Origin of the sequence: Escherichia sp. KCJ4928, assembly GCF_004352695.1 — a bacterium.
Taxonomy (GTDB): Bacteria; Pseudomonadota; Gammaproteobacteria; order Enterobacterales; family Enterobacteriaceae; genus ECMA0423.
Map to the genome: position 1 here is coordinate 1 of NZ_SJWV01000081.1, position 17,896 is coordinate 17,896.

The 17,896-nt window shown below is 50.3% G+C and carries 17 protein-coding genes and 1 pseudogene; 8 read left to right on the forward strand and 10 right to left on the reverse strand.

Features of this window, described 5'->3' with window-relative positions; translation table 11 throughout:
- Nucleotides 1–294: 294 nt before the first annotated feature.
- Nucleotides 295–1,296: a permease gene (locus E0D98_RS13305; protein ID WP_000100270.1), complete on the reverse strand. Its 1,002-nt coding sequence runs from the start codon at nt 1,294–1,296 to the stop codon at nt 295–297.
- A gap of 107 nt (nt 1,297–1,403) precedes the next feature.
- Between E0D98_RS13305 and E0D98_RS13310 the strand changes: the two genes are divergently transcribed.
- Nucleotides 1,404–1,700 carry a metalloregulator ArsR/SmtB family transcription factor gene (locus tag E0D98_RS13310; RefSeq protein WP_001175589.1) on the forward strand — a complete coding sequence of 99 codons (297 nt, stop codon included), beginning with the start codon at nt 1,404–1,406 and terminating at the stop codon, nt 1,698–1,700.
- Nucleotides 1,701–1,822: 122 nt separating this feature from the next.
- On the opposite strand, the gene arsC is transcribed toward E0D98_RS13310, so the two are convergent.
- Genes arsC through arsR form a run of 3 tightly spaced genes read right to left on the reverse strand, consistent with a single transcriptional unit; the run spans nt 1,823 to nt 3,957 of the window.
- Nucleotides 1,823–2,248, reverse strand: a complete 426-nt coding sequence (gene arsC / locus E0D98_RS13315; RefSeq protein WP_000065756.1) for a glutaredoxin-dependent arsenate reductase — start codon at nt 2,246–2,248, stop codon at nt 1,823–1,825.
- A 12-nt stretch (nt 2,249–2,260) separates the two neighbouring features.
- The gene (gene arsB, locus E0D98_RS13320) at nt 2,261–3,550 is read right to left on the reverse strand and encodes an arsenite/antimonite:H(+) antiporter ArsB (protein WP_000922639.1); all 1,290 of its coding nucleotides are present in this window, start codon (nt 3,548–3,550) and stop codon (nt 2,261–2,263) included.
- Nucleotides 3,551–3,603: 53 nt separating this feature from the next.
- Complete coding sequence (arsR, locus tag E0D98_RS13325; RefSeq protein WP_000008957.1) at nt 3,604–3,957, reverse strand: As(III)-sensing metalloregulatory transcriptional repressor ArsR; 354 nt, start codon at nt 3,955–3,957, stop codon at nt 3,604–3,606.
- A 508-nt stretch (nt 3,958–4,465) separates the two neighbouring features.
- On the opposite strand from arsR, the gene dinQ reads away from it, so the two are divergent.
- Nucleotides 4,466–4,549, forward strand: coding sequence for a damage-inducible type I toxin DinQ (gene dinQ / locus E0D98_RS13330; protein ID WP_001295215.1), 84 nt, complete (start codon nt 4,466–4,468; stop codon nt 4,547–4,549).
- 53 nt (nt 4,550–4,602) lie between these two features.
- On the opposite strand, the gene gorA is transcribed toward dinQ, so the two are convergent.
- Both gorA and rlmJ read right to left on the reverse strand, forming a co-directional pair.
- On the reverse strand, nt 4,603–5,955 hold the full coding sequence (gorA, locus tag E0D98_RS13335; protein WP_000160808.1) for a glutathione-disulfide reductase: 1,353 nt from the start codon (nt 5,953–5,955) through the stop codon (nt 4,603–4,605).
- A 71-nt stretch (nt 5,956–6,026) separates the two neighbouring features.
- Nucleotides 6,027–6,869, reverse strand: coding sequence for a 23S rRNA (adenine(2030)-N(6))-methyltransferase (gene rlmJ / locus E0D98_RS13340; RefSeq protein WP_000954225.1), 843 nt, complete (start codon nt 6,867–6,869; stop codon nt 6,027–6,029).
- Between the two features lie 202 nt (nt 6,870–7,071).
- On the opposite strand from rlmJ, the gene prlC reads away from it, so the two are divergent.
- Both prlC and rsmJ read left to right on the forward strand, forming a co-directional pair.
- Nucleotides 7,072–9,114, forward strand: a complete 2,043-nt coding sequence (prlC, locus tag E0D98_RS13345) for an oligopeptidase A (protein WP_001295214.1) — start codon at nt 7,072–7,074, stop codon at nt 9,112–9,114.
- A gap of 7 nt (nt 9,115–9,121) precedes the next feature.
- Entirely contained in the window at nt 9,122–9,874 is a 753-nt protein-coding gene (gene rsmJ, locus E0D98_RS13350) for a 16S rRNA (guanine(1516)-N(2))-methyltransferase RsmJ (protein ID WP_000686608.1), read from the forward strand.
- A gap of 48 nt (nt 9,875–9,922) precedes the next feature.
- Here the strand turns inward: rsmJ and dtpB are convergent, their stop codons facing one another.
- Nucleotides 9,923–11,392: a dipeptide/tripeptide permease DtpB gene (gene dtpB / locus E0D98_RS13355; protein WP_001098647.1), complete on the reverse strand. Its 1,470-nt coding sequence runs from the start codon at nt 11,390–11,392 to the stop codon at nt 9,923–9,925.
- Between the two features lie 165 nt (nt 11,393–11,557).
- Here dtpB and E0D98_RS27930 point away from each other — a divergent pair, with 165 nt between their 5' ends.
- A complete protein-coding gene (locus E0D98_RS27930; RefSeq protein WP_212591402.1) occupies nt 11,558–11,611 on the forward strand; it encodes a hypothetical protein in 54 nt (17 codons plus the stop codon).
- 98 nt (nt 11,612–11,709) lie between these two features.
- Here the strand turns inward: E0D98_RS27930 and uspA are convergent, their stop codons facing one another.
- Entirely contained in the window at nt 11,710–12,144 is a 435-nt protein-coding gene (gene uspA / locus E0D98_RS13365; protein ID WP_000323571.1) for a universal stress protein UspA, read from the reverse strand.
- Between the two features lie 390 nt (nt 12,145–12,534).
- Between uspA and uspB the strand changes: the two genes are divergently transcribed.
- Nucleotides 12,535–12,870, forward strand: coding sequence for a universal stress protein UspB (gene uspB, locus E0D98_RS13370; RefSeq protein ID WP_000626187.1), 336 nt, complete (start codon nt 12,535–12,537; stop codon nt 12,868–12,870).
- Between the two features lie 70 nt (nt 12,871–12,940).
- Here the strand turns inward: uspB and pitA are convergent, their stop codons facing one another.
- Nucleotides 12,941–14,440 carry an inorganic phosphate transporter PitA gene (gene pitA, locus E0D98_RS13375; RefSeq protein ID WP_000902780.1) on the reverse strand — a complete coding sequence of 500 codons (1,500 nt, stop codon included), beginning with the start codon at nt 14,438–14,440 and terminating at the stop codon, nt 12,941–12,943.
- 231 nt (nt 14,441–14,671) lie between these two features.
- Here pitA and E0D98_RS13380 point away from each other — a divergent pair, with 231 nt between their 5' ends.
- Nucleotides 14,672–15,874 carry an NAD(P)/FAD-dependent oxidoreductase gene (locus tag E0D98_RS13380; RefSeq protein ID WP_000439180.1) on the forward strand — a complete coding sequence of 401 codons (1,203 nt, stop codon included), beginning with the start codon at nt 14,672–14,674 and terminating at the stop codon, nt 15,872–15,874.
- A 315-nt stretch (nt 15,875–16,189) separates the two neighbouring features.
- On the opposite strand, the gene E0D98_RS13385 is transcribed toward E0D98_RS13380, so the two are convergent.
- Nucleotides 16,190–17,242, reverse strand: a complete 1,053-nt coding sequence (locus E0D98_RS13385; RefSeq protein ID WP_001028905.1) for a DUF2776 domain-containing protein — start codon at nt 17,240–17,242, stop codon at nt 16,190–16,192.
- Between the two features lie 382 nt (nt 17,243–17,624).
- On the opposite strand from E0D98_RS13385, the pseudogene E0D98_RS13390 reads away from it, so the two are divergent.
- Nucleotides 17,625–17,896 (forward strand): annotated as a pseudogene (locus E0D98_RS13390) (hypothetical protein); the annotation flags it as partial.

Consider the following 17,896-nt stretch of genomic DNA (forward strand, 5'->3'; position numbering starts at 1 on the left):
GTAATAATGAACCAGGTTAAAGTGTATTTAAAAATGTGTTGTATTAGCGACTGAAATCTGCCTTTTAAAAAGGAGGAGGGTACTGAGACAAAGAGTCATTGCTTCTCCGATAAAATGTCAGAGAAGCATGATTACGTGGTTATTGTCTGTTGATGACTTGTTGACCGAGCCGTCATCATTCTCAATGCATTAGTTAAATCATTTGTGATTTTTAAGGATTATCCTGTCTATGATTTTCTATTTAGAAGGATATGGCACTAACTATGCATCTTATAGTTTACTGCTGGCATCTATTTAAAATAGCAATTGAGTCAAATAGCCCATCAAGATAGCCATACCTAATATAACCGTCAGGAATGCAGCTATCATCGGCATTCTGAACATTGATTTAAGTAATATCACTTCCGTCAGGCTTGCGCCGGCACTGCCGATGATTAATGCCATTAATGCTCCCAGACCCATTCCTTTTGTCATCAGAACAGATGCCAGAGGGATAACTGCCTCAGCCCGGATATACAGCGGAATACCGACAACGGCGCTTAATGGGATGGCGAAGGGATTATCTGCTCCTGCATGAGCGGCAATCCACGCTGAGGGAATAAAGCCATAAATAAAAGATCCTATTAATACTCCTAACAAAAGATATGGCAGTACATCTTTAAACTGTTGCAACGCATCTTTGGTGGCTAGTTTTATGGGATTAATACTTACTACAGCTTTGGTACTGCAACAGGTAACTACGGGGTTCTCAATGGCTTTAGCCGCTGGACTACAACAACTCACTTTTATGGGCGTATATGTCGTTCCCGGCGAAGTTTTTGCTAGAGCACAACAATTTGCTGATGAGCTTTTACTGGCAATGATATGACGTTCAAACCCCAGAGAATCCAGGATAATACTGGCAAGAACGGAGACGCCGGCGGCGATAATCGCGTACAACAAGGTGACTTTCCAACCAAAGGTCATCCACATTAGTCCGACGATAATGGGATTAAGTAATGGTGAAACAAATAAAAAAGTGAGAGTCGGACCAAACCCGGCTTTCGCTGACAACAATCCACGTAACATGGGTATTGTCGAGCAACTACAGAACGGGGTAACGGCTCCCAACAGAGCAGCCAGGAGATAGCCTCTCCCTTTTCTGGCCCCCATCATCTGCTGGATTTTATGGTCTGGCACCTTTTGTCTTATCAGGCTGACACCGGCACTAATCACTATAAACAGCAACGAAAGCTCGACGGCGAGAAACACAAACATCTCTGCGGCATCTTGCAGCATCGCAAGCCAACTACTCATACGTAACCTCATTGGATAAATCTATATTTCCAGAATAATCGAAATGAAATTCAGATCAAGATATTTCTGGTATTATCGAAATATCAACCAGACAAAGGGGGTGTCATATGCAGTTGGAAGAAGTTGCTAAAGCGCTGAAAGAGCTAGGTCACCCGACCCGTTTGTTCATATTCAAACACCTGGTCAAAGCGGGGGAGCAAGGTTTGCCGGTCGGTGAGTTGCAAAAGCAGCTTGGGATACCCGGCTCTACACTCAGTCACCATATTTCAGCACTGGTATCGGTAGGGCTGGTTAAACAAAACCGTGAGAGTCGGACGCTGATGTGTGTTTCGCAATACGCAATGCTGGAAGCGATAATTGAATTCTTACGCGAGGAGTGCTGCGTAAATAGCAAAATTGCCTGATGCGCTACGCGCTACAGATTTCATGCCATGCACGGTTTTGTAGGTCGGATAAGACGCGTTAGCGTCGCATCCGACATAAACAAAGCGCACTTTACCAACTATGGGCAGTGGATATCGCCGCTTTATTTCAACCGCTTACCCGCTTCATCAACCACTTTCTCGCCATCTTCCTTGGAGAATGCGCCTTTTTGCGCATCTGGCAGAATTTCCAGCACCACTTCTGAAGGGCGGCACAGGCGAGTTCCCAGCGGCGTCACCACAATCGGGCGATTAATCAGAATCGGGTGCTGAAGCATAAAGTCGATTAACCGATCGTCAGTAAATTTATCTTCTGCAAGGCCCAGTTCCTCATACGGCTCGACGTTTTTACGCAACAGCGCGCGTACGGAAATCCCCATATCGGCAATGAGTTTGACCAGCTCATCGCGCGTTGGCGGTGTTTCCAGATAATAGATAATGGTCGGTTCTGTACCGCTGTTGAGGATCATCTCCAGCGTATTACGCGACGTACCGCAGGCCGGGTTGTGATAAATGGTAATGTTGCTCATATCAATATCTCATTACAAAGTGAAAGAGAGACGTAGCGCCAGCGCAGCCAGCGTCACAAAAAGCACCGGCAGGGTCATGATAATCCCTGTACGGAAGTAATATCCCCAGCTGATAGTCATATTCTTCTGCGAAAGTACGTGCAGCCAGAGTAGCGTAGCCAGGCTACCAATTGGGGTAATTTTCGGTCCCAAATCGCAGCCAATCACATTGGCATAAACCATCGCTTCTTTGATAACGCCAGATGCCGTGCTGCCATCAATGGACAACGCGCCAACCAGTACCGTCGGCATATTGTTCATAATAGAAGAGAGGAAGGCGGTGAGGAATCCGGTGCCGAGCGTCGCGGCCCACAGGCCGTTATCCGCCAGCACGTTGAGTACGCCAGAAAGATATTCCGTTAATCCGGCATTGCGCAGGCCATAAACCACCAGATACATGCCGAGCGAGAAGATGACAATCTGCCAGGGGGCACCGCGCAGGACTTTACCCGTATTAATCGCATGACCGCGTTTAGCGACGACAAATAATATCAGCGCGCCCACAGCTGCAATGGCGCTCACCGGAATGCCGAGCGGTTCCAGGACGAAAAATCCCACCAGCAGAAGCAGTAAAACAACCCAGCCAGTTTTGAACGTAGCAGGATCTTTGATCGCTTCTGCGGGAGATTTCAGCAGCGCCATATCGTAGTTCTGCGGAATATCTTTGCGAAAATAGAGATGTAACATCACCAGCGTGGCAACAATCGCGGCGATATCCACCGGCACCATCACCGAGGCGTATTCGCGAAAGCCGAGGCCAAAGAAATCAGCGGAAACGATATTCACCAGGTTGGAGACAATAAGCGGCAGGCTGGCGGTATCGGCAATGAATCCGGCCGCCATCACGAACGCCAGCGTAGTGCCTTTACTGAACCCTAAAGCCAGCAGCATGGCGATGACAATCGGTGTCAAAATAAGCGCCGCGCCATCATTGGCAAACAGGGCGGCAACGGCAGCACCGAGCAGGACAATCCAGGTAAACAGCAAGCGACCACGACCATTACCCCAGCGTGAGACGTGCAGCGCCGCCCATTCAAAAAAGCCGGACTCATCCAGCAGCAGGCTGATGATAATGACGGCGATAAACGCAGCCGTCGCGTTCCAGACGATATTCCACACCACCGGAATATCACCCGGATGGACCACGCCCGTAACTAACGCCAGTACTGCGCCGAGCGTTGCACTCCAGCCGATGCCTAAACCTTTCGGCTGCCAGATAACCAATACGATGGTCAGGACAAAGATAGCGCCTGCCAGTAACATAATGCCTCCCGGATAAAACACATCTGAAAATTCATATGTGTTTAGCTAAATTTTTAACTGCAAATGTTCTTACTGTCCCCGGAACAGTTTTGTCGAGCCAGGTTGCGGACAATCGCCTGAACCTTTTCCTGTTCACATCGCCAGGCCTCATCAATAATTTTCGCCGCCCATGCTGGAATATGCGGTGATAAGCGGTAATGAACCCACTTACCTTGCTTGCGGTCCAGCAATAGCCCGCTTTCACGCAGCAATGCCAGGTGGCGGGAGATCTTGGGCTGCGACTGGTCGAGAGCAGTGCAGAGATCGCAGACGCATAACTCTCCCAGTTCGCTGAGCAGTAAAACGATGCCCAGACGGGTTTCATCAGCAAGAATTTTGAACAATTGGATGGGTAAAAGAAATGACATATTGCGCTCCTGATTGTTGCAGGTAGTGTCTCTCTTCGAAGCGGATAAGTCAAAAACATATATGACTTAACGAATGTGTAAGTGCAGAGGAAGGTAATAGGTGTGAATTTTGAGTTGGCTATTCATTTGAAAGGAGGTCTGAATCAGGACGTAAAAAAACCGACTTTGCGTCGGTTTTTTACTTTCCAGCCCTGAGTTGGTGGCTCTGGCTGGAGTGAGAATGCCATTATCTAACGCATCAATGCTAATACCATACTGAAACTATTGCAAGGACATGCTGGTTTTATAACCTGAATGTACTGTATGATTATCCAGTTAGCTCTGAGGCATTTTCACTCTGGTAATGCGCATAAACGCTTTCAAAGTCCTGGTCAGAAGTACGGGTGGTGCCGTTAACTGATGCTCTGGCCGGAGTGAGAATGCCATTATCTAACAATAGGGCATGCGCCGTGACAGGCAGTGGATGAGTAAGCGGATGCATTCTCACTCCATCGCATGGAGAAAACGGGTGATTGATAAAGCAATCATCGTTCTTGGGGCGTTAATTGCGCTGCTGGAACTGATCCGCTTTCTGCTTCAGCTTCTGAACTGATAGCGGAAACGTAATTAAGGGCTAAGAGCACACTACTCTTAGCCCTTTAACATTTAACGCATTGTCACGAACTCTTCTGCCGCCGTTGGGTGAATGGCGACGGTATTGTCGAAGTCTTTTTTGGTTGCACCCATCTTCAGCGCCACCGCGAAGCCCTGCAACATTTCGTCCATACCAAAGCCAATGCCGTGAATACCGACAATCTTCTCTTCCGATCCAACGCACACCAGCTTCATGCGGCACGGCTGGCGGTGAGTGGTGACGGCGGTATACATCGCGGTGAAAGAGGATTTATACACTTTCACCTGATCGTCGCCATACTGCTCGCGCGCCTGCGGTTCCGTTAAACCAACAGTACCAATCGGCGGATGGCTGAAGACCACGGTCGGAATGTTGCTGTAATCCAGATGCTCATCCGGCTTGTTATTAAACAGGCGTTCAGAGAGACGGCGACCCGCTGCAACTGCCACCGGTGTCAGCTCCACTGCACCCGTGTTATCGCCCACCGCGTAAATACCTTCAATATTGGTGTTTTGATATTTATCGACGACGATATAGCCTTTTTCGTTAGTTTTAACGCCAGCGGCTTCCAGGTTGATGTTGTCATTGGCAGGCTCGCGACCAATCGCCCAAATCAGGCAATCCACCGTTTCACTGCGACCATCTTCCAGCTCCAGCGTCAGGCTACCATCGGCATTTTTCACTACCGCTTTCGGGATGGCGTTGGTGTGCAGCTGCGGGCCTTCGGCGTTCATCACTTCGACCAGCGTTTCGGAAATCATCGGGTCGAAGCTGCGCAGCGGCGCATGTTTACGCACAAACAGATGCGTTTTCGCGCCGAGGCCGTTAATCACGCCCGCCAGCTCAACGGCGATGTAACCCGCGCCAACAACCGCCACGCGCTCTGGCAAAGCAGGAAGGGCGAAGAAGCCATCAGAATCAATACCGTATTCCACGCCCGGAATATCCGGGTGGCTCGGACGACCGCCTGTGGCGATCAGAATATGATCGGCCGTGATGGTTTCGCCGTTTACCTCCAGCGTTTTGGCATCAACGAAGCGGGCAAAGCCTTTGATTACATCAACGTTATTTTTACCGAGCACGTTTTCATAGGAAGTATGAATACGGTCGATATAGGCGGTACGGCTGGCGATCAACGTTTCCCAGTTGAATTTATTGATAGTGGTATCAAAACCATAATCCGGGCCGTACATATGGATCGCTTCACGGATTTGCGCCGCGTGCCACATCACTTTTTTCGGCACACAGCCAACATTTACGCAGGTGCCGCCCAGCTCTTTGGCTTCAATCAGCGCACATTTCTGGCCGTACATAGCCGCGCGGTTGATGGAGGCGATACCGCCGCTGCCGCCGCCGATGGCGATGTAATCATAGTGTTTAGTCATGACAAAGTGTCCTTATCGTTGATTACCGCGATTGTAGCGCGAGACGTAATAGGTGCCAGCAATGGCTGCAATTACTCCGGCACGATCCAGCTTACGGTGGCGTGCCCGGTGCCTGCCGGAACCAGTTTGCTGTGCAGCCACGGCAGCACGTTATTCATCTGCTGTTCCAGTTTCCACGGCGGGTTAATCACAATCATGCCGGAAGCGGTCATGCCACGGCGATCGCTGTCTGGCAGTACCGCCAGTTCAATTTGCAGAATTTTGCGAATACCGGTCGCTTCCAGATCGTGGATCATGCGCTTAATTTGCTGACGCAGCACCACCGGATACCACAGTGCGTAAGTACCAGTGGCGAAACGTTTGTAACCTTCTGCTATCCCGCTGACCACCGCCTGATAGTCGGTTTTCATTTCATACGGCGGGTCGATAAGGATTAAACCACGGCGGGAAACCGGCGGCAGTTTGGCCTTAAGCTGCTGGAAACCATCGGCTTTTTCGACGCGCGCACGGCTGTCTTTCTGAAATTCAGAACGCAGCAACGGGTAATCGCTCGGGTGCAGTTCGGTCAGTTGCAGGCTGTCTTGTTCGCGCAGTAGCTGGCGAGCAATCAATGGCGAACCGGGGTAGTAACGCAACTGACCGCTACGGTTGAAGTGTTTTACCACATTGATGTACGCCTCCAGTTCTGCGGGCAAATCGTCCTGCTGCCAGATACGGGCGATGCCTTCGAGATATTCGCCGGTACGCTCGGCATGTTCGCTGCCTAACTGATAACGCCCGGCCCCTGCGTGGGTGTCGAGATAGAGAAACGGTTTATCTTTCTCTTTCAGCGACTCGATGATCAGGCTCTGAACGGTATGTTTAAGGACGTCGGCGTGGTTGCCAGCGTGAAAGCTGTGGCGATAACTGAGCATGGGTAAAGGTGTTCCGGTAAGTAAAAATCGGCCCGTATTCGGGGCGCACAAAAGCGTATCAGGACAGTATACCGAAAAGAGGCCGCCGCCGCGAAAGCGTAACGTTTCTCATTGAAATTCACTACACTTAACCCCATGCTACACACATTATGTAAAGCGCCTGTTGAGCGCTTCCTTAACCTCTTTAACCAGGACTGCGCGAATGACGAATCCGTTACTGACTCCCTTTGAATTGCCTCCGTTTTCTAAAATTCTCCCGGAACATGTCGTTCCAGCCGTGACTAAGGCGCTGAACGACTGCCGCGAAAATGTGGAGCGCGTAGTAGCGCAAGGAGCACCGTACACCTGGGAAAATCTCTGCCAGCCGTTGGCGGAAGTGGACGATGTGCTGGGGCGTATCTTCTCCCCGGTCAGCCACCTGAACTCGGTGAAAAATAGCCCGGAACTGCGTGAAGCGTACGAACAAACCCTGCCGCTGCTGTCGGAATACAGCACCTGGGTAGGGCAACATGAAGGGCTGTATAAAGCGTATCGCGACCTGCGCGATGGCGATCATTACGCCACGCTGAACACGGCTCAGAAAAAAGCGGTTGATAACGCACTGCGCGACTTCGAACTCTCTGGCATCGGTCTGCCAATAGAGAAACAACAACGCTACGGTGAGATTGCCACTCGTCTTTCCGAGCTGGGCAACCAGTACAGCAACAACGTCCTCGATGCGACGATGGGCTGGACCAAACTCGTTACCGACGAAGCGGAGCTGGCGGGGATGCCTGAAAGCGCGCTGGCTGCGGCAAAAGCCCAGGCCGAAGCGAAAGAGCTGGAAGGCTACCTGCTGACGCTGGATATCCCAAGCTACCTGCCGGTAATGACCTACTGCGACAACCAGGCCTTGCGTGAAGAGATGTATCGCGCTTACAGCACCCGCGCCTCCGATCAAGGCCCGAACGCCGGTAAATGGGATAACAGCAAGGTGATGGAAGAGATCCTCGCTCTGCGTCACGAACTGGCGCAACTGCTGGGCTTTGAAAACTACGCCTTTAAATCCCTTGCCACTAAAATGGCAGAAAACCCGCAGCAGGTGCTGGATTTCTTAACCGATCTGGCAAAACGCGCGCGTCCGCAAGGCGAAAAAGAGCTGGCACAACTGCGCGCCTTCGCCAAAGCGGAATTTGGCGTCGATGAGTTGCAGCCGTGGGATATCGCGTACTACAGCGAAAAACAAAAACAGCACCTCTACAGCATCAGCGACGAGCAGCTGCGTCCGTACTTCCCAGAAAACAAAGCGGTTAACGGCCTGTTTGAAGTGGTGAAACGTATTTACGGCATCACCGCTAAAGAGCGTAAAGATGTTGATGTCTGGCATCCGGATGTACGTTTCTTCGAACTGTATGACGAAAATAACGAACTGCGCGGCAGCTTCTACCTCGATCTGTATGCCCGTGAAAACAAGCGCGGCGGGGCGTGGATGGATGACTGCGTAGGCCAGATGCGTAAAGCTGATGGTTCGCTGCAAAAACCGGTCGCGTATTTGACTTGTAACTTCAACCGCCCGGTAAATGGTAAACCGGCGCTGTTCACTCACGACGAAGTGATCACCCTGTTCCACGAGTTCGGTCACGGCCTGCACCATATGCTGACCCGCATCGAAACCGCTGGTGTTTCCGGTATCAGCGGTGTGCCGTGGGATGCGGTCGAACTGCCGAGTCAGTTTATGGAAAACTGGTGCTGGGAGCCGGAGGCGCTGGCGTTTATCTCCGGTCACTATGAAACCGGCGAACCGCTGCCGAAAGAGTTGCTGGATAAAATGCTGGCGGCGAAGAACTACCAGGCGGCGCTGTTTATTCTGCGTCAGCTGGAGTTCGGCCTGTTTGATTTCCGCCTTCATGCCGAGTTCCGCCCGGATCAGGGGGCAAAAATCCTCGAAACTCTGGCAGAAATCAAGAAACTGGTTGCCGTGGTGCCATCTCCGTCCTGGGGCCGTTTCCCGCACGCTTTCAGCCATATTTTCGCCGGTGGTTATGCGGCAGGTTACTACAGCTACCTGTGGGCTGACGTACTGGCGGCAGATGCTTTCTCGCGCTTTGAGGAAGAGGGCATTTTCAACCGTGAAACCGGGCAGTCGTTCCTCGACAACATTCTGAGCCGTGGCGGTTCAGAAGAGCCGATGGATCTGTTCAAACGCTTCCGTGGTCGTGAACCGCAGCTGGATGCGATGCTGGAGCATTACGGCATTAAGGGCTGATCATTCAGTGAAAATCTGCTTAATTGATGAAACAGGCGCCGGAGACGGCGCCTTATCTGTTCTGGCGGCCCGCTGGGGGCTGGAGCACGATGAAGACAACCTGATGGCGCTGGTGTTAACGCCGGAACATCTGGAATTGCGCAAGCGTGATGAGCCAAAACTTGGCGGCATATTTGTTGATTTTGTTGGCGGAGCGATGGCGCACCGACGCAAATTCGGCGGTGGTCGCGGTGAGGCGGTGGCGAAAGCGGTGGGCATTAAAGGCGATTATTTGCCGGATGTGGTGGACGCCACCGCAGGGCTGGGGCGCGATGCCTTTGTGCTGGCTTCAGTCGGTTGCCGCGTGCGGATGCTGGAGCGTAATCCAGTCGTTGCCGCATTGCTCGACGACGGCCTGGCGCGTGGTTATGCGGATGCGGAAATCGGCGGCTGGTTGCAGGAGCGTTTGCAGTTAATTCACGCCTCCAGCCTGACGGCGCTAACCGATATTACCCCACGCCCGCAGGTGGTCTATCTCGACCCGATGTTCCCGCATAAGCAGAAAAGCGCGCTGGTGAAAAAAGAGATGCGTGTCTTTCAGTCGCTGGTGGGGCCGGATCTTGATGCCGATGGATTGCTGGAGCCTGCACGCTTGCTGGCGACCAAACGCGTGGTAGTAAAGCGCCCGGACTACGCGCCACCGCTAGCGAATGTCGCCACGCCAAACGCGGTTGTGACTAAAGGGCATCGCTTTGATATCTATGCAGGTACGCCCGTGTAAAAGTAAAGCAGGGTAGCGATAACGCTACCCTGCTTTCTGCAAGAATAATTAATGGCTTTCCGGCGTCGCAATCATGCGTTTCAGCCACGGCACCATCAACAGCATCACTACTGCAACGCCCAGCGTGACCAGACCAATCTTACCAAACACGTTGGTATAGACGGGCAACGTCTCAAGCGGATCGGTAATGTTGTCCGGCACCGCGGTAAATGTTGCCACATAGCCGCCCAGCAAGAACGCGGCAGCCTGCGTCAGGAACCACATCCCAAGAATAAAGCCCATCAAATGCTGCGGCACCAGGGCAGCAATCATCGCCAGGCCAAGGGCGCTAATAAACAATTCACCCAGGCTCTGGAATAAATACACCAGCACGATAAACCATGGCGATGTCAGCCCCTGGGCATCCGCAAACCACATTCCCGCAGCTGCCGCCGTCAAAAAGCCCAGTGAGCACATAAACATGCCGAGAGTAAATTTCATCGGCATCGAGAGGTCTTTGCCTTTGTTACCCAGATGCGTGTAAATGCCTGCCAGTATTGGGCTGGCGAGTACTACCCAGAACGGGTTAAGCGCCTGGAAGCTGACCGGGTTGATGGAAAAGCCGAGAATTTCATGATGCACGTTGTTGATGGCAAAGAAGTTCAGCGACGTTGGCATCTGGGCGTAGAGAATGTAAAACACCACCGCTTCGAGCATCAGGACAAAGGCGACAAACATTTTATTGCGCCCGGTTTTATCCAGCTTGAATGCCTGACGAAAGAAGATGATGGTGACGACGATGGAGAGAACAATCAGCACCAGATTGGCGACTTCTACGTTGTGCATCAGCCATGCACAGACGAAGATCATCACCACGCTGCCAAGTAATACGTACAACAGTTTGCTGAAGCTCATCGGCTTGAAGTCGGGTTCAGAACCAATGTCTTTCACCATTCCACGACAGGCGATGTAAACCAGTAATGCGATAATTAACCCCGCCCCGCACAGGTTGTAGGTGACTGAATAACCGAATCTATCAGCGATCACAGGGGCCAGCGATAACGCTATCAACGAGCCGATATTGATCGACATATAGAACAGGGTGAATGCGCCATCAAGCCGCGGATCTTTCGGCGGATAGCACTTCGAAAGCAAGCTGGCTGGGTTAGCTTTAAACAGGCCGTTACCGACAGCGATAGTCCCCAGGGCGATGAAAATCAGGTCAGGCTTAAGTAGCGACATGCCGGTCATGAAGTAGCCAATCGCCAGCACAAGTGCTCCGAGAACAATGGTGCGTTTGGTCCCCAGCAGGTGGTCGCCGACATAGCCGCCAATGGAAATGAGGCCATAGACCAGCGCAGCAAAAGCACCAAAAGTGACAAAAGCCTGCTCTTGCGAGAATCCAAGCTGTTTAACGAAGAAAACCGCCAGTACGCCCTGCACGCCGTAGTAGCCGAATCGCTCCCATAACTCGACAAAAAAGATCATGAAAAATGGGCGAGGTTGCTGCAGCATCCCCATGGGTGTTGTTGTATTCATATTTATTAACCTTCCAATACCATCCTGAAAAGTATGAACGCGTAAGGGATAACGCGCGAAAAAGTTTACATCTGTCAGAGATTCTTAATATTGATGCGGTGAATAGATTAATACACTATTACAAAAGAAAATAACCAGCTGATCACACTAATGATGGAAAATATGATGGTGTTAAATGTTGTATTGGCAGGAGATTTTGATTGCGTACGCAGATCGTAGGCCAGATAAGGGGTTTACGCTGCATCAGGTAACAAGGCGCGCCAAAAAGCAAAACGCCCGCATATGCGGGCGTTCAGGAACACGTCGTGGAGGGATGATTATTCTTCTTCGTCGCGCAGCGGAACAATCAGCATATCAACGTGAACGGTGTTGATCAGCTGACGTGCGGAAGACATCAGTTTGCTCCAGAAGTCCTGGTGGTGACCACAAACCACCAGATCCATATCGTATTTCTTGATTGCATCGACCAGAACCTGGCCCAGGTCGCCGCTGCCGCTCAGGGTTTCAGTGATTGGGTAGCCTGCATTAGTGGAAAGCTCGGTCAGCGCATGATGTGTCTCTTCAGAGATGCGTTTCTGCATATCACCCAGATTCACATCAATAAGCCCGGTGTATAGGTCAGAGTAGTTTACATCTACGTGGATCAGAGAAACTTTCGCATTGTAGGGGCGAGCCATAGAGACTGCTTTCTCTACCAGAACTTTGCTTTCCGGGGAGAGATCGACTGCGATGAGAATGTGTTTATAAGCCATAGTGTTACTCCTTCCATAAAGTTGTCGATGACTGGCCAGCTAGCGTTTCTTGTGCCGTTACGTCACCCGCGTCCTGCGAACTACGTGCGCGGGGCTAACCCAGCCGTAAAGATTCAGTGTTAAGACCATCCTTACCTTATAGCGACCCGGATGATCCGTCAATCCGCCTTGCTTACCCGTTAGATAAACAAATTTTCGACATGAATATATTGATAGTGGTTAACCTTCTGGAAAAAAAACAACCTGATCTCCTACACTATCTATAGAGCCGCTCGGATGTTGGTCACCACAAAAGCGGTTTCTCCAGGACCTGGTGTTAACTGATTGGCAGCGTATCGGGAGCGGTAGCCCCGGGGTGGAACTCCGCGGGCAGGTCGCCGGGGAGGAGGTATGATAAGCACCGTCGCATTATTTTGGGCTTTATGTGTCGTTTGCATTGTTAACATGGCGCGCTATTTCTCATCACTACGCGCGTTGTTAGTGGTACTGCGTAACTGCGATCCATTGCTCTATCAATATGTTGATGGAGGGGGCTTTTTTACCTCACATGGCCAACCCAACAAACAGGTGCGTCTCGTTTGGTATATCTATGCCCAACGTTATCGCGATCATCACGATGATGAATTTATTCGCCGCTGTGAGCGGGTGCGTCGGCAGTTTATTCTGACCAGCGCATTGTGTGGTCTGGTGGTGGTCAGCCTGATTGCATTGATGATTTGGCATTAAGCACTTCAGCAATAATAACGCATAAAAAAAGCGGGCCAGTAAACTGACCCGCTCGTTTTGGTGTGTACGATTACAGGAACTGCAAGGAGAGCCAGTACAGCCCGCCGGAAAGCAGTACCGCAGCCGGAAGGGTAAACACCCAGGCCATCAGAATGCTGGTCACGGTTTTACGCTGTAAGCCGCCACCATCTACCACCATCGTCCCCGCGACAGAAGAGGAGAGTACGTGAGTAGTGGAAACCGGCATCCCGGTATAACTCGCCAGGCCGATAGACACTGCCGCCGTCATCTGGGCAGACATCCCCTGAGCGTAGGTCATGCCTTTCTTACCGATTTTCTCACCGATAGTCGTTGCCACACGGCGCCAGCCAATCATCGTACCGATACCTAACGCCAGCGCGACCGCCATGATGATCCACACCGGTGCATACTCGATGGTGCTAAGCATGTCGGACTTCAGTTTCTTCAACAGGCGCTGATCGTCAGCACTCACGCCAGGCATCTTCACCACTTTGTCGATAGTGTCAGAAACGCACAGCATAATGCGGCGCATCTGGCTACGTTGATCAAGCGACAGCTTGTCGTAGCTTTCCACATCGGTGGTCAACATACCTTTCAGGCGGTTGAGCGCGTTAATGGTATTCGACGGATGGCAGTGGAACTCCGCAGGTTGCGTTGCGCCAGCTTCCGGAGCCGGTACTAACTGATCAGCACCGGTAGCCTGTTTGAGCAGCGCAGGATGCTGCTCAAAGTAAGCTTCGACGTTGTTGATGGCATCACGGGTACGGGTGATTTCGTAGCCAGTGGCATTCATGTTCACCACGAAGCCTGCTGGCGCGACGCCAATCAATACCAACATAACCAGACCAATGCCTTTCTGACCATCGTTCGCGCCGTGCGAAAACGCCACGCCGATAGCGGAAAGGATCAGCGCGATACGCGTCCAGAACGGCGGCTTTTTCTTGCCGTCTTTCTTTTCACGCTCCGCTGGGGTCAGGTGGATACGGGCGCGTTTCTTGGTGCCGCTCCAGTAGCGACGCAGCAAGAAAATCAGACCGCCAGCAAACACCAGGCCGACAATAGGGGAAACGATCAGAGAACCGAAAATACTTAATACTTTCGGGATATTGAGTGCATCCACCACTGACGTCCCGGTCATCAACGCATTGGTTAAACCAATCCCGATGATCGCGCCAATCAGCGTATGAGAGCTGGATGCAGGTAAACCAAAGTACCAGGTACCCAGGTTCCAGATAATCGCCGCCAGCAACATAGAGAACACCATGGCAAGGCCATGAGACGATCCCATATTAAGCAGCAGATCCGTCGGCAGCATATGCACAATGGCATAGGCAACACTCAGACCACCCAGCAAAACACCCAAAAAGTTGAACACCGCCGCCATAACCACGGCGAGCTGAGAACGCATCGCGCGGGTATAGATAACGGTTGCCACGGCGTTGGCTGTGTCATGGAAACCATTGATGGCTTCGTAGAACAGCACAAAAGCCAGTGCAAGCAATAATAACAGCCCGGTATGCAAATCTAGGCCAGCAAACAAATGTAGCATAGGACGTTACGCCATTTTGAGGACATGAACGCGGCGCATTATCAGTGACTTTCGCGGCGCGGGCAAAGTGAAATATAGACTTTTTTTGATTTGCCTCCTGTATGGATTTCACTCAAAAAATAATTATCTTATATAATTCAGGCAAATACTTCCTTTTAGTAATATTGATGCTGGTGCGACCACTGAGGAATCTTTACAATTCACGCCCGTTTTTTCTAAGAGGAGCGCAACGTGGAAAGGTTTGATGCCATTATTATAGGCGCTGGTGCGGCGGGTATGTTCTGTTCTGCGCTGGCAGGTCAGGCAGGACGCCGGGTTCTGCTGATCGATAATGGTAAAAAACCAGGGCGCAAAATCCTTATGTCTGGCGGTGGGCGCTGCAACTTTACCAACCTTTATGTCGAACCAGGCGCTTATCTGAGCCAGAATCCGCATTTTTGTAAGTCTGCACTCGCGCGTTTTACCCAGTGGGATTTCATTGATCTGGTCAATAAACACGGCATCGCCTGGCACGAGAAAACGTTAGGACAACTCTTCTGCGATGACTCCGCGCAGCAGATTGTCGACATGCTGGTGGATGAGTGCGAGAAGGGCAATGTAACCTTCAGATTGCGTAGCGAAGTGCTGAGTGTGGCGAAGGATGAAACAGGCTTCACGCTTGAACTGAACGGCATGACTGTCGGTTGCGAAAAGCTGGTCATCGCGACCGGTGGGCTGTCAATGCCGGGGCTGGGCGCGTCGCCGTTTGGTTATAAGATTGCCGAACAATTTGGCCTCAACGTGCTGCCGACCCGCGCGGGTCTGGTGCCATTCACTCTGCATAAACCGTTGCTCGAAGAGTTACAGGTGCTGGCGGGCGTGGCGGTGCCTTCCGTGATTACCGCTGAAAACGGCATCGTTTTCCGTGAGAACTTACTCTTCACCCATCGCGGCTTGTCTGGACCGGCGGTGTTGCAGATTTCCAGCTACTGGCAACCGGGTGAATTTGTCAGTATCAATCTGCTACCGGATGTGGATCTCGAAACCTTCCTGAATGAGCAGCGTAACGCACATCCGAATCAGAGCCTGAAAAACACACTGGCGGTTCATCTACCGAAGCGGTTGGTTGAACGCTTACAGCAACTCGGGCAAATCCCGGATGTTTCGCTAAAACAGCTCAACGTGCGTGACCAACAGGCACTGATTAGCACATTGACCGACTGGCGCGTACAACCCAACGGCACTGAAGGCTATCGCACTGCCGAAGTGACGCTCGGCGGCGTGGACACCAACGAACTCTCTTCACGGACGATGGAAGCGCGCAAAGTGCCTGGGCTGTACTTCATCGGCGAAGTGATGGACGTTACCGGCTGGCTGGGGGGCTATAACTTCCAGTGGGCGTGGTCGAGTGCGTGGGCTTGTGCGCAGGATTTGATTGCAGCGAAGTCGTCCTGACCTGTTACCTAAAGATGAAAATTATTAGAGCCGCATTAAAAATGAGCTAATTTTGATAGTGGCTATCTTGTGATTATTTTCTAATGAGCCCGTGAACTGAAACCCTCCAGGCTTAATATAAGATGGAAGGAAAGGTGATTGAAAACTCACCCAGTGGCCAGATCTTTATAAAATATGAACAGGTTGAAAAAAACAGTAACTTTGTTGTTTTTTTATCCTTAACCACTATGCATTAATGCTGCGTTATTTCATGATGCCTAAGAAAAACCAGCGTTACGCAAATGGTCAACGCTGGTTTTATCCGGTACGTTGCAATTATTTTTTAGCAGAACCTGCTTCTAATATTGAAACGATTGAGAACAACGTAAAGCATACCGCTCCTAAACCGACCAAAACCCGCGAAGGAATAAAATATCCCATGTCGGTCTGCGCCATTTCCGCAAGAAACGATGCCAGGAAAAGGCAAAACAGGCAGGTGAAGACGGGAATCATCGGTATTCTGTTGGCTAACGAACAGGTACGTCTCCATACCAGTGCCAGTAGCCAGACTTTTGAGAATATGCTGTAACAGATCATTCCGAGGCAAATAAGAATAATGCCGGGAGCCAGTCGGGCGCTTGCATCGGAACTGACTAAGACGTATATCCCCTGCAGTACCGTGATTGAGCCGAGAAAAATAACCCAATAACACCACAGCCAGTGTTCTTTAGTTGAAAACGTATTACGTGTTTGATGGACAATTGTGGCAACAAGGCCAATTAGACAGGCACAGATTGCGGTTAACCCAAGCAATACGTGACCCGCGACATAATGCGGAGTTATGTCAGCACTACGTAACAGCGTAATAGACCAAATGAAACCGAGCAGGGTGAGTAAAACGGGAACGGCAATGAGGCAATTACCGATTAATGAAGAATAAGCCTGTACCGGCGTTCCATCGCTCTTGCTCCCCGCTGCATTTTTGGGAATGAGCAGAAAGTGACCGGATGACGCTGCCACCGTCGATACACAGGCGGCAATCATACCAACGCCGAAAATAACATGGCCGGCGACAAACTCGTCTGCCATCACATCATTGCCTGCTAACAGTGCCCAACCCCATATCATGGTGATAATTGACCCCGCATAGCCAATAATGGGGAACAATGTATTGTAAAACGTATTAACGCCGCGCGTGAGCTGCGAAATGATAATAAATGCGGTAGTGAATAATGCCAGGCATATGGCCGCCAGAGAAATCAGCACATGACCCGCGACGAAATACTCGCTTTGCCCTGAACTTTCCAGCACAAAGCCACCTAACGCGATGCAAATTAATCCCATAATCAAAGGGATTAATTTGAAAAGCCACCCGATATATATGTTCACTTTAAACTCCTCAGGTATCCCTGCTAATAATGAAATGTGCATTAATGATAATTTCAGCCTGTTAATATAACGACGAGATATCATTAAAGACAAATGCATAGCATAACTATAGCGGGCTTTACTGTGCCGAGTGCCATTTTTTACCGGTCAAAAGGCCATGATAAATAAATATTTATCCTAAGATTAATTCTTATTCTGTTGTTTTTTTACAATTATCCTCCAGGGATGGATTGTTTTCCATTATTTAGTAAAAGACCGGATAGTCTCGGTGCTTAAAATCATCGAACATATAAGTATTATTGCTTTGTATCATCGTAAATATGTCTTTCAGACATGTATTGTTTATTTTGTTACTAACAAGTAAAAATATTACAGGTTATTTATGAAAGTATTTCACAATATATTTAAGCACTTCTCTTCAAACCATCAAGATAAGCATTCAGATAAAGTTAACAGTCATCAACACCATGGCAAGGTTGATAAAAAATATCGATCAAACACAGTTTAAGTTAATATGCTGAATGACTTTTCGCAAATAGATAACGATTTAGGCCTGAATATCATCTATTTCCTGCAACATGGTCACTGGAGGGTAAATGAACATAGTCTTCAGATGGAGAAAATATGGTTTTACAATAGTGAGCCATCTATAGA